Source organism: Paenibacillus lentus, from assembly GCF_003931855.1.
Classification (GTDB): Bacteria; Bacillota; Bacilli; order Paenibacillales; family Paenibacillaceae; genus Fontibacillus; species Fontibacillus lentus.
On record NZ_CP034248.1, the window covers coordinates 478,598 to 491,083 of the forward strand.

Sequence of the window (12,486 nt, forward strand, 5' to 3'; positions counted from 1 at the left end):
CCTATCGCATCCTCTATAGTATTAAAGATTATGTTCTTGTTGTATATGTTGTAACGATTGCCCCTGTCTTCTTCGAATTTATCTTAAATAGTAAGTCATGTATTCTTCACCGTATCCGCGGCCATTATATTCTAAAGCGTTCTTCTCGGTTCCATACGTTTCAAATCCTAATATCTTATAAAGGGCAACTGCTACTTTGTTAATAGTTACAACACTAAGATTAATTTGCTTTAATCCTTCTATGTCTTTCACTCTTCTCAATACCTCTTGTAATAGTTGTTTAGCTATAACGTTCTACTTAATATATAACAGGATTTAACTCTTTAAATTCAACCAATTCACAGCAGCTGTTCTAGAACACAATCTTCCATTTACCGTCAATTTTCTTTACATAAAATTTATGATCTATCTCCTCACCATCCTTATTTATATGTACCGACACGTAATAAGCCTCTTTGTTTATTTTCGAGGAACCATTAATTTTATATTTGATCAATGGATCGTTGGTTAAAGTCTCTTTAAATGTCTCAAAATCTAGTCTGCTGTCTTTATTTTGGATATGCAATATTTGATAGGCCTCCTGAGCATCTTTCTTTTGAACAGATAATAGATAGTGATTAACTACTTTTATGGGCTGTGGCATCCAATCAACAAGGCACACTCCAAATAGGAGAATTATGAGACCTATAATGATAAAGTTCCTTTTTCTTATAATTTTCATATCTTTTGTAAAAACTTCCCTTCTTATCGATATTATGTAAATTATGGCATACAATGATATTGTATCATAACATTCCTTTATCGGGAGGGGTTAATCGTGAAATGGTTTAAAGGAAGATTGCAAGTGGCTGCAATCGCGTCTGCTTTAGTGGTATCTTCATTGGCTGGATCTTTATCTGCATCTGCCAATGACTCTTTCATTCCTACTAACAATAATTCTCGGCAAGGAGTAATTGTGCCTTACATGGGTAACGAGAGAGTTATTGCAAATGGGAATCTTTCAGTTGATAGGACTTGGGATTTTGGAAATTTCACTTTGAATAACAGCTCTGTTAAAGTAGTTTGGTCACCAAATAGTAAAAAAAGTAACAACTTTAAATTACAAGTGATGCAACTCAATTGGCTTGGTGAAGCTTATGCTATTGCCCAGATAAGTTTAGACAGCAACTCAACAACCAGCTACTTTACAAATTTACCGGTTGGCAAGAACTTGTTTTTTAGAGTTGTTGGCTCGGCGCATGGAAGCATTTCAGCCTATGACTGGGGTCCGAACAACTGACAGGTAGACTTAAATATTCAAGTTATGGTTTTGGGATAAGTACAAAAAACGTGTAAAGGACACTTACTTCTTTACACGTTTTTTTAGAGTCTGTTAAAAAGAATTTCGTATTATGAGGTTAGCCAGCTTAATCTGGTGAACCTGATTTTCTTATAAAATAGGTGAATAATTTTTCACTTAATTATATTCTACCAGGCCTAAGCCATTCAACATCAAACCCCATCCTGCTCATAATCTCAAGCCCATCATGATACTCCATAGTACTTTCACCGTTCCAGCCATTATCTAAAGCAAACAGTATAAACCTACTAATTTGTTTGGGATGATGTAGATTGAATTTTGTGATTTCATTTGTTTCTTTAATCTTTATCGTTACACCTACTAATAAAGGGCACCCTGCAATTGCATCGTCCCATGTAACAAATCTATATGTACACGTATTATTTCTCGAACCCTCTACTGAAATCCTTAATGTAATTTGGCTCTTGTGTTGAATGTACTTTATATTTATAACATATGAGTACTTTCTACCATTTATAAATATCTCTCTAGTTTTTTTCTTCATTGTTATTAAACCTCTTCGATCCACTTGATACTCGGCATCTGATAGCGGGTTAACCCCCTAATATTGGACACAGCACCTCTTATTCGAATGATTGCATAGAATCGCTCGATGTTTCATAGTTTTTCATCTGATGACGATCATGCCTTACACGTTGATTTCCTTGGGTCTTACATTGCCTTGCCGGACTGCTTCCATGTATTCGTACGGCGACATATCATATATGCTTCCATGGATGCGATTGCGATTGTAATTGTAGATAAAACCGCTAACGATCTTATATGCCTGTTGGTAGCTCTCAAAATCGTGGCGCTGGTAACATTCCGATTCAAGGATCGAGTGAAAAGACTCGATGTGGGCGTTCTTATTCGGCGTCTTAGGCGGTATTCGTTCGTGGATAATTCCAAACTGTTCACAAGCCTCCGCAAACCGATGGCTAATGAACTGTGGACCGTTATCCGATCGAATAATTGGTCGATTCGCCTTGTCAAAGAGCTGGCGCTTCATTAGTGCCTCCTGCGTGATTTGAACCAGATCCTTAGCCTCGCAGGACAAGCCATGATGATAAGCAACAATTGCTCGGTCGAACACATCGATGATGCTCATCAGGAAGAAAAAGCGCTGTTCACCTTCGAGCCAACCATACTTAATATCCGTTTCCCACAGTTGATTGGAAGCGGTAATGACTTTGTTATTTGCGAGTCGTTTCGGATGCTTGGCCTTGAGCTTCCGCTGAGGGCGAAGCACATTCATTTTCTTGCACAGCCGATAGACTTTCTTCTTGTTAATCACAAGGTGGTGCTGGCGCCTCAGCATCTTTGTCAGCTTGCGGTATCCGTAGACAGACGTGTACTCATCGGCCAACAGCTCCATGATCCACTCACAGATTTGCTCATCGCTAATTCGCTTGTTGTCTTGCGTATATGAGTAACCAGGCGCGGAGCGACCGTTCCTGAGGATTCGCTCAGTTTGCTGATTCGGGCGATTCACATGTGCATAATATGTGGAACGCTCCACTTCCAGAATGCGCAGCACAAGGCTGATTGAATAGCCCTGCATGATGTATTTCTGCGAAATTTCTATTTTATCCGCAAGTGTGGGTTCGTTTTTTTTAACAGGTCACGGAGGATTTCCCTCTCTAGCGCCTGCTCTGCATAGAGCTTCTTAAGCTTCTCGTGCTCCTTCTCCAAGGCTGCATAATCTGAGGCTGTAGGAACGAATGAAGCATGCTTCAAAGCATCGCCATCCAATTCGTCAAGATCCTTGCGTTTCAATTCTCTTGCCCAGCGCAGCACCATCTTCGGATCAAGATCATGCTGCCTGGCTACTGCCGTCATATTGCCGATTTCATGCCCCTTGGATACAACCTTTTTCTTGAAGTTCAGATCATACCGTTTTCTTTCCATTGCGTTCCCCTCCGACTGATTTCATTCTATCGGAATAAGGGGTGTACTGTCCAAGTTCATTTGGGGGCTAAATAGATAGAACAATTGTAAATGCAGTAATCTTCTATATTAGTTTTTCATTATTAAGTTTTTTTGTGTTCCCAACAAGCTATTATTTCCACTTATCGTCATACGTCAATGAGAATGACTGTCGAACCAGCTCTTCTACTGTCTTTTCAGAATAATTCTGAGTTTCAGATTTTCTTATTTCTCTAATTCGTTCCCTTATACTCTTAACTTCTTCATTAAAATCATTTACCCTAACAAGTTTTCCCTTTTCAAACATAAGCTCATAAACAATTTCATAACAATGTGGACGCTGAAAGCCCATATGAACATAAAACTCTCGAATAAAATTCCTAGCGATAATAATTCCTCCTGAATAATCTAGCTCGAGATTTACGTTTTTATATGTCCAGGCTTCTCCTACTCTATCAACCTTCTTAGCTCTAATTTCTCTCCATATTGGTGGGTCATCTTCCAATCCAGTGGTGAATTCTGACAAAAACAAATCTACATCTACAATAGCATATTTCGAATAATAACCTCTCCAGCATGCTGTACTTATCATCATTGGCTTAAAACCATGTTTCTCGGGATCAAATGGCCATTCCTTCTCAATTCCAATAAGTGAAAAAGAATGACCTTGATATATAATTTCATCAGAAATTTGAGCTGTCATAGCAATTTCCCTCCCACTATAAATTAATATTTTCTCGCTCTTTCTCACATTTCCTTAGAATTTTAACATTGACTACCTCGAGAGGTGGATATAACGGGAAGTTTATTGAATTTATTTCCTTTCGGCAGTGTGCGGGAACAGAGATTGGAATGGATTTTCCAAAAAAAAGTGGTTTCCGTATGATCGCACCTTGGATATCCACAACACTTCCTTGATGGTTTACCCTCCCATGTCACACGGGGTCTATGCCCTTACATTCCTTCGTTCTACCTCTCAAGGGGTGGACGCCGTTTCTCGCTCCTTTACTGGGTCGTTGCCCTTATGGAATAGTTCCTGCGGCTGATCCGTGCTTCCATTGTCTCTGTATTGATCCTAAGCATATAGTGAGTCTATCGACCTGAACGTGATTGATTTAAGCAGCCAACTGAAGCTGAGCCCGGCGAACCGGTCCTAAGACATCAGCGGCATTGTATACGATTTTCCTTGTGCCTAACGTGTGTAAAATGCGAATCAGTTTTCCACAAAGCGCCACAATAGACTGTTTCTTTTTCAACGGATTGACCTGGCGCTGCGTATAATACTGATGCATCGCTTTAAACTCCGGGTTCTTTGCCACCATGGGCAACACGGCTCGGAAAAGTAGTGCTCGAAGACGTGATCGACCTCGTTTGCTGATCGTCGTTCGACCCTTTTTCTTTCCAGAACTGTTTTCTCGCAGGTTAAGTCCCGCGAGACGGATAATCTGTTGACCGTGGCTATACCGAGATAGGTCACCGGTTTCTGCTAGGAAGCCAGCAAGTGTCGTGATTCCTACACCCGGAATAGTGAGCATTTCCTGTGTGCCAGAAATCTGTTTGAGTAATAACTCCACTTGATTCATGATCTCTTCCAGTTGTTGTGTAAATAAGGCGTACTGTTGCATCCAAGTGTGTAACTCTAACTTAGCAGCAGTGGTACCTTCTGTGAGTCCAATGGATTCAGAGGCAGCTTCCACAAGCTTTTCAGCTCGCTTTATCCCTACGGCTCGCTGTACGTCTTGCTTCCATCGCCCGAGGATCGCAGTGGCGCCAAGGGCTACGATCTCTTGCGGCAATGGAAACTCAGTCAACGTGACGAGCGCGGCTTTGCCCTCCCAGCTCTTAAAAACGTTGTTAAACTCCGGGAAAAACCGATCGAGCCAGTTTTGAATCCGTCTTTGGACTTGCCCCAAACTGACCATCGTTTTCTCACGCATATTCATGAGAATTCTCAAATCTGCGTAAACGCTAGTCGGTAGTTGGGGTTCGGTATAGTGACCGTTACGGACAAGATCCGCAATCACTTTGGCATCCTTGTAGTCATTTTTAGTCTGGGAGTTATCCTCCAGTTCCTTGCTCTTATGCACATGATGAGGATTCACGACCACGATACGAATGCCCTTGTCTTGCAAGAACTCAGCCAGGGGAAACCAGTAGTGTCCGGTGGGCTCAATGCCAAACACAATATCTGTTTTGGCGTACTGCCTCTGCAATGCCTTCATCCACGATACGAGTTTCGAGAGTCCCTTACGGCTGTTTTCAAATACACAGTCTTTGCCAAGCTCGATTCCGCGAAAATCGATCGCTCTGGCAACATGGGTGTCCTTTGCAATATCTGCACCGACAACCAAAGTTTGATCTGTAATGTCCAAAATGCGTTGATTCTGTTTCTCTTTTAGCTTATACTTCATTTGAGCGTCCTCCTTCTAATTAGGGCAGTGAATGGTTCGCATTCCAAGACCCAGCATACAGGAGGCGCTTTTTTTGTTCAAATCTCATATTAATTCATTACAGGAATAGCTTCTTAATACATTGTCGCTTTAACCTTTGTTTTTATACCGGTCTGTTAGCTCCTTAATAAATACATCAATGGGTTCCTTATAATCGATTGGTTTATAAATAATTCTGTTATTCCACTTATGTCGATGATCTTGGTCTTCAAATCCGTCCTTATTATATTCTAGAGATTTCATAATCATCATGATCTCGTTCAATGTACTTCTTACACTTCTGTTATCTGTTTTTGTGATGACCATCTCATTACAATTCTTTATATAAAATTCAATCAGTTTTTCCGGAATATCTTCTAAAGTAAGATATCTCATTAGGTTTGTTATAAAAATCTCTTGCAGCCGATTAGCTTGGTTACTCCTTATTCCAGAGATAGTTAGACTCAGTCGAGATAAATCGTTCATAAATACATAATTCTTCTTTCGATATAGAGTGAAGATATTAACGTGCCAACTAAAGAACAAGTCAGTTTCTAATACAGGCTCTGGATTGATATGCAAGTCTTTTAAGGTATCTTTTGTGGCTTTTATTAAAAGCATATGAGTTAGTCCTTTCATTCGCGTTGGTTTCAGATAACGTTTGTGTATCACTAGAAGCTTAAAGCGCTTACGCGCCGGTTCCAACGGGCTTAACCTCGCAGGATTGTTCCCTGAAACAATTTCACTGTCTTCCCAAAACCTTTCATCTAATCAACCACAAGTGTACTTCTCCCCAATGCTGTGTTATACGCAGTTACTCGCTTCTTTGAAATTACCGACAACTTCAAGTATGTGTTATTAAATGTATATTCTTGAATTTCATTGGCTACATTCGTAATGAAAGGGGCTGTTGAAAATGGCTGTATCCAAGAAAGATCTAGCTAATTTAATCCATCAGTTACCAGATAAGGATATTCCTTTAGTATCTGACTTTTTATAACGTCTCATAAGCAATCCCCTAGATGCAAACATTCCTTATGATAATGAGGAATTAAGTGAAAATAATCTGAAAGCAATTGAGCAAGCAGAATTAGAATTCAAACGAGGTAAACCGATCCGCCTAAAGGATATTGAACATGAATTACGAAATTGAATTAAGCACAGAATCGGTACCTATTGCATCCTCTTTAGTATTAAAGATAATATTTTAATATTCTTGTTGTATATGTTGTAACGATGCCCCTGTCCTCTTCGAATTTATCTTAAATAGTAAGTCATGTATTCTTCATCGTATCCGCGGCCATTATATTCTAATGCGTTCTTCTCGGTTCCATACGTTTCAAATCCTAAAATCTTATAAAGACCAGCTGCTACTTTGTTAGCAGTTACAACACTAAGATTAATTTGTTTTAATCCTTCTATGTCTTTCCCTCTTCTCAGAACCTCTTGTAATAGTTCTTTAGCTATTCCTTTTCCCCGATAATCCGCAGCTACATATATTCCCCAGATCATTCCTTTATGTTTAAATTTCATCCCTTGCCCACGTTTAAAGCCTACCATCCCTACAATTTGTCCGTCTTCCTTAAATGCCCCCAATATGTAATCATCCTGCTTATTCATGATTCTCTTGGCTACCTCGTCTAATGGGGTTTGAACAGAATCTTCATATGAAGTATAGAATGCTTCTGGATGCGTTCTTAATGCTTCAAGTCTTAACTTCCAGAAACCTTCCGCTTGTTCTTGCTTTATATTTTTGATCTGAATCATCTTCGAAATATCCTCTCATTGCAATTATTTCGCAGGGGTTTCTGATAACGTTTCTTGGATTCAAGAACCTTAAGCCCCAACGGGGCGGCCGCGACGCGATCCAGTATTATTTATTAATCATAAAGGTTTATTAGAATTTTGGATATTCCAAAACCCATCACTATTTACTCCTGAACTTGATTGCCCATTCAATTTCATTTCACGTTTTGATACATTTTTTTCTTTGTGTTATTATATATGTAAATAAAGACCAAGTGCTGCGAACACTTGGTCAGTACAATTGGCTTGGATGGTTTATTCCCTTCTAAGTCGTATAGGAACAAAACCCACCTTTGGCCTTAACCTTTGGGTGGGTTTTTACTTTCTCTTGTTGTTATTATTGATGTATGTTAAAAGAGCAAGAATGAACGTTCCAAACAGGAACATGATCGTTAATGCATCCTTTACTTCCATGGCTTCACCTCCTCCAAAGTTTCCGAAGGAAACTTACTTCGAAAGCATCTGCTCGAAGGGAAACCATGCCCACCCAAGATTCAATTGTAGTTATATTTTACCTTTATTTACATCTACGTACAAGCGTTCTCAGTTTGCTTTGTCCAATATGGTGGATTTGATGGGCAATCACATGACGTATAACTTCCCCCCATGTGTCCATAGCGACTCTTCCATCTGGTTGAGGGTTGAAAAAGGGCGTTTCTCCATACTTTCGTTCCATGATTCAACAAATGCCTCTACCTCTGGTTGAAGTAATTCATCATACGATACGTCTTCACACCACTAATACCATTGTTCTCTAACTATCAGTTATAACAAAAAATGTTTGCATGACTATACCTCCGTTTAGTATTCGTTTTCATTTGCAAATGATTTTTTTTGAAGCCTTTAATCACTTTTATTTCTTTAATATGTAATCAATAAATCCCTGTCGTATTTTCTTGCCCTCATATATTCTTTCTACAACCCGATCTTCTTTATAAATCAATTCCATCTCATCAAATAACAAGTCTGCTTCACTATAGTCATAATATGAATGGATTACAGGCTCATCATCTTCAATTTGTTCATATTGGTTATCTCCTAAATCTACACCTTCACCAACTCGAAAATCTTTTAGATTTAGAAAATTTACAAACATTAAACCATGGGGTTGAAGTACTCTTTTCATTTCATTTAATGCCTTCCTCACATCTTCTTTCTTCATATGAAAAATCGAGTTGTAAGAATATACGAAGCTAAATGACTCGTCTGCTAAGGGCAAATTTCTCATATCACCTTGTTGTATATTTAATTTTTGCTTTCTTTTCTCTGCAAACTGATTAGCTTTTTGAATTTGTCCAATATTCATTTCTATCCCACATGTTGTGTATCCATAACCTGCAAATAAACTTAATGGCGGTGAATCTCCTCCAGCTCCGCAATCTAATACTGTCCTTTCCAGTCCACTCTCATTACACAGCGCCAAATATCTGTACAGTGGTACTTGTTTGAATACCTCCATACTTACATCTCCCTCATCCAAGGCTTTTTATAGTTTTCATGGCATAACAATACTCTTACAACCACATACTTTCTTCACCAAAGATTATAGACCATTTGTAAAATAGAGGGAACGACAAAAAGACTTCACCGTAGTGTCATCTCCGATTAAAGCTAGTTCATCTAAACTTGTTACAGGATACTGCCCAGCTCTCCGTCATTTTCTCCGGAAGGAACTAAAAGATAAAGCCTATTACCATCGTAACCAATCGTTTTATAATTAATGTTCCCAAAAATTCTATGGAACTCTTTGAGCGTCTTTCCATATTGGTTTATAAATTGTTTATTATTTTCTGATCCCGTTAACACATGCCTACAATTAAAATAATAATTGAATTTCCAATTTGAATCCTTGTGTGGGGTAGCTGTGACTAACATAACAAGCGACATTCTCGTTCATAGATATTTAGGCTATTAAGAAAAATCTACAACCGGTGTATGGATTGGATTGATTTTTTGTAGCTACAATAATATTTATTATGGACACAAAAAGTGGGGTGAAGCGATGTCGTCCAAAAAGATGGGGCGTCCACCATCTGACAATCCCAAAAGTGATTTGATTCGAGTACGTGTCGATCAAACCATTTTGAATAAGCTCGATGCTTGCACCAAGAAGCTGAATACGAACCGTTCAGATGTGATTCGCAAAGGGATTGAGAAGATGTATGATGATCTCCAAAAATAAAGAAGGAAGCGGCGCGTCCCACGAAGAACACCGCCACTTCCTATCGCGCAATCGCTTTATTGAGCAGACTGCATAAATATCCTATCATGTGCAGGAATCTCATTCAAGTGATGCGATTATACTTAATGGGAGGGAAAACATGAATTCGATTCTGGAAGCCCTATACCGGGGACAACTTGATCCTGTTGAGGCTATTGTGCCCTCTCATCCAAAATACCGTTCTCTAAGTCGACAAATATCGGTTCAAACGGAGCAATGGCGAAACCGATTAGGTGAGGATACGTTTCGTTAGCTTGAGGAGTATTTTGACCTGTGTAGTAGCGTGGACAGTATACATGCTGAAGCTACTTTTCAGCATGGGTTTAGGCTTGGTGCCAACTTGATGATAGAAGTCATCGGCAAGCGGTAGAGCTAAAGTCTATCCATTACTGGGGGTAATGGACAGATAACTTTTTTAAATTACGGAAGAACGATTATTTCCTTAAACCAAACTTGTCAGCATGATGTGGAACTTTGCGTAAAGCATAGCACGAAGCTAGATTTCACTTGAAATTATTATTCTCACGACAGCATCCCTAACTGCGTGCCGCAGTTAGGGATGCTGTACGTCTGCCTTAGCTTTATGCAATCCTTTCAGCACTTTACACTAACTTCGTCTAATGTTCTATGTAATCAAGAAAATAAGCCCAGCCGAAGATTGCCCTTATCATAGGCCGAGGCGTACTTGTCTGAATATATTTTATAAAACTAACTCTTATTGCAAAATCATTTCATCTATATTCCATTCTCTATTTATGTTCAGGAATATGCTCCAATAAATCACCAGGCTGACAATCCAACGCTGCACAAATTTTATCAATGACTTACCAAGATTATAGCCATTTATAAAATAGAGGAAACCACAAAAAGGAGACTTCACCGAAGTGTCGTCTCTATCTCAAGTTATATCATTAAAAGCTTTTTTAAAGGATACTAACCAGCTCAGCGCCATTACCTTCCGATGGAACTAGTAAATAGAGCCTGTTACCGTCGTAACCAATCGTTTTATAGTTAAAGTTCCTAAAAGTTCTAGGGAATTCTTTAAGCGTCTCTCCATTCTGGTTTATAAGAAAGAATCTATTATCCTCAGATTCCGTTAACACAAGCTTACGTTCAAAATACTCGGATTTCCAACTTGAATCCTGGGTGGAGAAACTGCGACTAACTTTGTGCTTTATTTCCCCTGTCTTTAGGTCGTATTTTGCATAAATGATATAATCAGAATCTATGTTAATTCCAAGTGGATGGCCGATTTGACTTGAAGAATTTACAATCATTTCATTTCCTTCAACCCAAAAACTAGTGTTCACATTCCACTCAGCAGAGATTGTCATCGCCTTTTTGGTAGTTATATTTATTATTCTGTATAAGTCCTGTGTTTGAGTTGAATTATCTCCATTCAATTTAATAACTGAGCATTTTGCATAATTCCCTATTTGAGAATTGAATAGCAGAACCTAGACCTAGTTGGTGGTGCATTTTCAGCTAAATCCACTCGGTTTTCAAAAATGGGCAGACCTGCAGAATTTTCTGCGCATTCAAAATTTTAAGCAGCGACTTTTCTGTATTTCTGAGCCATTGCCAGGGCAGAAGCCAGCAATACAATTGCATTTAAATATTGGTGAGTTATGACTTTCTCTATGCCCCAAACATGCATGGCGTCTGCGGTCAAATAGGTTTTCATTCGGGAGTTGCAGCGTTCTACACTCGTTCTTTCTTTGTAAAGTTCTTGCCAACGTTTCGTGTTCCGGTGCGGACTTGAATAACGGCGCAAATCGCTTTTTGTATCAACCTTGAGCACCATTCCATAGTTGGAAGATGAACAGGCTGCCATCCCCAGCGGACAATCCACCTTGCCGGTCGCATGGGGACACCGGAATTTCAGGTGATCGCCATCTACTCCCCAGTATGTCATGGCAAAACCCATGGAGCAGCAAGGTGTACCGTTAGATGTTATACCTGCAGGCGGTTCCTTCTCATTGCGAAGATTCATCGGGATAATCGCTTGCGCTTTGAGCTTCCGTGCCGCTTCATAGTTTTTAAGTTGGTCATACCCAGCATCAAACACAAAGAACTTCACTTTCGCATCGGCAGCCACTTGTTCCATAAGAGCGGGTGCCAGATCACCGTCATTGACATGAGCCGGTGTAACCGAGAGGGCCAGGGGCAGTTCGCTAGCGGTGTCGACAGCAAGATGAAGCTTATAGCCGAACCACTTGACCTTGTTACCAAAGGAGTCAAACTTCGCGCCCCAGTTGGCATTCCCCGTCAGCTCACTTTTGCGCTTCGGCTGTTTCTTCTCGTAGGCATGGATCGCTGCGCTGTCCATCGCCACGTGACTTCCATCGATGATTCCTTCCTGCTTACAGCGTGTGACGAGATCCTCAAACAGACGTTTTGCCAATCCCTTATTCGTTAGCTCAGTGAAAACGCGGCTTAATGTGGCGATTGATGGAGCTTTTCGATCAAGCCTGAGTCCGCATTGGTAACGGAAACGAAGATCCATATCCAGACGACGATGCAAGCCGCTAAATGTATCCATGTTCTCCAGTGGCGCTGCAAGCAATGCGCGAAGAATCCCTTGTCGGCAGTGCCCATCGGCACCTCGGGGTGAATGACTTCTCAAATCTTTAGCATAAGGTCGTAAGTCCAGGGCGCTGAAGAAGATAGGCAAACGTTCTTTAAATTCAAGTTTTTGAAGTTCTTCAAAGGAAAATAGACTTTCTTGTAGAATATACATAGTGACTTCTCCCCCTTGGGTTTTC

Annotated in this window: 15 protein-coding genes and 1 pseudogene; 3 read left to right on the forward strand and 13 right to left on the reverse strand. The window is 39.9% G+C overall.

The window, feature by feature from the left end; translation table 11 throughout:
- Window positions 1-78: 78 nt before the first annotated feature.
- Both EIM92_RS02315 and EIM92_RS02320 read right to left on the reverse strand, forming a co-directional pair.
- The gene (locus EIM92_RS02315) at window positions 79-288 is read right to left on the reverse strand and encodes a GNAT family N-acetyltransferase (RefSeq protein WP_342772920.1); all 210 of its coding nucleotides are present in this window, start codon (window positions 286-288) and stop codon (window positions 79-81) included.
- A 64-nt stretch (window positions 289-352) separates the two neighbouring features.
- A complete protein-coding gene (locus EIM92_RS02320; protein WP_125081298.1) occupies window positions 353-565 on the reverse strand; it encodes a hypothetical protein in 213 nt (70 codons plus the stop codon).
- A gap of 252 nt (window positions 566-817) precedes the next feature.
- Here EIM92_RS02320 and EIM92_RS02325 point away from each other — a divergent pair, with 252 nt between their 5' ends.
- On the forward strand, window positions 818-1,279 hold the full coding sequence (locus EIM92_RS02325) for a hypothetical protein (protein WP_125081299.1): 462 nt from the start codon (window positions 818-820) through the stop codon (window positions 1,277-1,279).
- A 181-nt stretch (window positions 1,280-1,460) separates the two neighbouring features.
- Here the strand turns inward: EIM92_RS02325 and EIM92_RS02330 are convergent, their stop codons facing one another.
- From EIM92_RS02330 to EIM92_RS02365, 9 genes are all read right to left on the reverse strand, one after another.
- Window positions 1,461-1,844 (reverse strand): hypothetical protein, encoded by a 384-nt coding sequence (locus tag EIM92_RS02330; protein WP_125081300.1) that lies wholly within the window; start codon window positions 1,842-1,844, stop codon window positions 1,461-1,463.
- 144 nt (window positions 1,845-1,988) lie between these two features.
- Window positions 1,989-2,900 (reverse strand): IS3 family transposase, encoded by a 912-nt coding sequence (locus EIM92_RS02335; RefSeq protein WP_125080998.1) that lies wholly within the window; start codon window positions 2,898-2,900, stop codon window positions 1,989-1,991.
- A 20-nt stretch (window positions 2,901-2,920) separates the two neighbouring features.
- A complete protein-coding gene (locus EIM92_RS02340) occupies window positions 2,921-3,247 on the reverse strand; it encodes a transposase (protein WP_125080997.1) in 327 nt (108 codons plus the stop codon).
- 151 nt (window positions 3,248-3,398) lie between these two features.
- Complete coding sequence (locus EIM92_RS02345) at window positions 3,399-3,968, reverse strand: hypothetical protein (RefSeq protein WP_125081301.1); 570 nt, start codon at window positions 3,966-3,968, stop codon at window positions 3,399-3,401.
- Between the two features lie 412 nt (window positions 3,969-4,380).
- The gene (locus EIM92_RS02350) at window positions 4,381-5,676 is read right to left on the reverse strand and encodes an IS110 family RNA-guided transposase (RefSeq protein WP_125081302.1); all 1,296 of its coding nucleotides are present in this window, start codon (window positions 5,674-5,676) and stop codon (window positions 4,381-4,383) included.
- A gap of 129 nt (window positions 5,677-5,805) precedes the next feature.
- Window positions 5,806-6,399 (reverse strand): DUF6933 domain-containing protein, encoded by a 594-nt coding sequence (locus EIM92_RS02355; RefSeq protein ID WP_125081303.1) that lies wholly within the window; start codon window positions 6,397-6,399, stop codon window positions 5,806-5,808.
- Window positions 6,400-6,951: 552 nt separating this feature from the next.
- Window positions 6,952-7,461: a GNAT family N-acetyltransferase gene (locus tag EIM92_RS02360; RefSeq protein ID WP_125081304.1), complete on the reverse strand. Its 510-nt coding sequence runs from the start codon at window positions 7,459-7,461 to the stop codon at window positions 6,952-6,954.
- Between the two features lie 357 nt (window positions 7,462-7,818).
- Window positions 7,819-7,914: a competence inhibitor ComI gene (gene comI, locus EIM92_RS24060; RefSeq protein ID WP_019639195.1), complete on the reverse strand. Its 96-nt coding sequence runs from the start codon at window positions 7,912-7,914 to the stop codon at window positions 7,819-7,821.
- A gap of 439 nt (window positions 7,915-8,353) precedes the next feature.
- Window positions 8,354-8,959, reverse strand: coding sequence for a class I SAM-dependent methyltransferase (locus tag EIM92_RS02365; RefSeq protein WP_125081305.1), 606 nt, complete (start codon window positions 8,957-8,959; stop codon window positions 8,354-8,356).
- A 543-nt stretch (window positions 8,960-9,502) separates the two neighbouring features.
- Between EIM92_RS02365 and EIM92_RS02370 the strand changes: the two genes are divergently transcribed.
- Together EIM92_RS02370 and EIM92_RS02375 are read left to right on the forward strand one after the other, a co-directional pair.
- The gene (locus EIM92_RS02370; protein ID WP_125081306.1) at window positions 9,503-9,682 is read left to right on the forward strand and encodes a CopG family transcriptional regulator; all 180 of its coding nucleotides are present in this window, start codon (window positions 9,503-9,505) and stop codon (window positions 9,680-9,682) included.
- Window positions 9,683-9,821: 139 nt separating this feature from the next.
- Window positions 9,822-10,091: pseudogene (locus tag EIM92_RS02375) on the forward strand (DUF6809 family protein).
- A 379-nt stretch (window positions 10,092-10,470) separates the two neighbouring features.
- On the opposite strand, the gene EIM92_RS24590 reads toward EIM92_RS02375, so the two are convergent.
- Both EIM92_RS24590 and EIM92_RS02390 read right to left on the reverse strand, forming a co-directional pair.
- Window positions 10,471-10,542 carry a helix-turn-helix domain-containing protein gene (locus tag EIM92_RS24590; RefSeq protein ID WP_342772921.1) on the reverse strand — a complete coding sequence of 24 codons (72 nt, stop codon included), beginning with the start codon at window positions 10,540-10,542 and terminating at the stop codon, window positions 10,471-10,473.
- A gap of 725 nt (window positions 10,543-11,267) precedes the next feature.
- Window positions 11,268-12,461: a transposase gene (locus EIM92_RS02390; protein WP_125081308.1), complete on the reverse strand. Its 1,194-nt coding sequence runs from the start codon at window positions 12,459-12,461 to the stop codon at window positions 11,268-11,270.
- Between the last annotated feature and the right edge of the window lie 25 nt (window positions 12,462-12,486).

Coding starts and splice junctions, on each gene's coding strand:
- EIM92_RS02330 (WP_125081300.1), bottom strand. CDS start 1,844: ATGAAGAAAAAAACTAGAGAGATATTTATAAATGGTAGAAAGTACTCA.
- EIM92_RS02340 (WP_125080997.1), bottom strand. CDS start 3,247: ATGGAAAGAAAACGGTATGATCTGAACTTCAAGAAAAAGGTTGTATCC.
- EIM92_RS02350 (WP_125081302.1), bottom strand. CDS start 5,676: ATGAAGTATAAGCTAAAAGAGAAACAGAATCAACGCATTTTGGACATT.
- EIM92_RS02335 (WP_125080998.1), bottom strand. CDS start 2,900: ATGCAGGGCTATTCAATCAGCCTTGTGCTGCGCATTCTGGAAGTGGAG.
- EIM92_RS02365 (WP_125081305.1), bottom strand. CDS start 8,959: ATGGAGGTATTCAAACAAGTACCACTGTACAGATATTTGGCGCTGTGT.
- EIM92_RS02360 (WP_125081304.1), bottom strand. CDS start 7,461: ATGATTCAGATCAAAAATATAAAGCAAGAACAAGCGGAAGGTTTCTGG.
- comI (WP_019639195.1), bottom strand. CDS start 7,914: ATGGAAGTAAAGGATGCATTAACGATCATGTTCCTGTTTGGAACGTTC.
- EIM92_RS02345 (WP_125081301.1), bottom strand. CDS start 3,968: ATGACAGCTCAAATTTCTGATGAAATTATATATCAAGGTCATTCTTTT.
- EIM92_RS02370 (WP_125081306.1), top strand. CDS start 9,503: ATGTCGTCCAAAAAGATGGGGCGTCCACCATCTGACAATCCCAAAAGT.
- EIM92_RS02390 (WP_125081308.1), bottom strand. CDS start 12,461: ATGTATATTCTACAAGAAAGTCTATTTTCCTTTGAAGAACTTCAAAAA.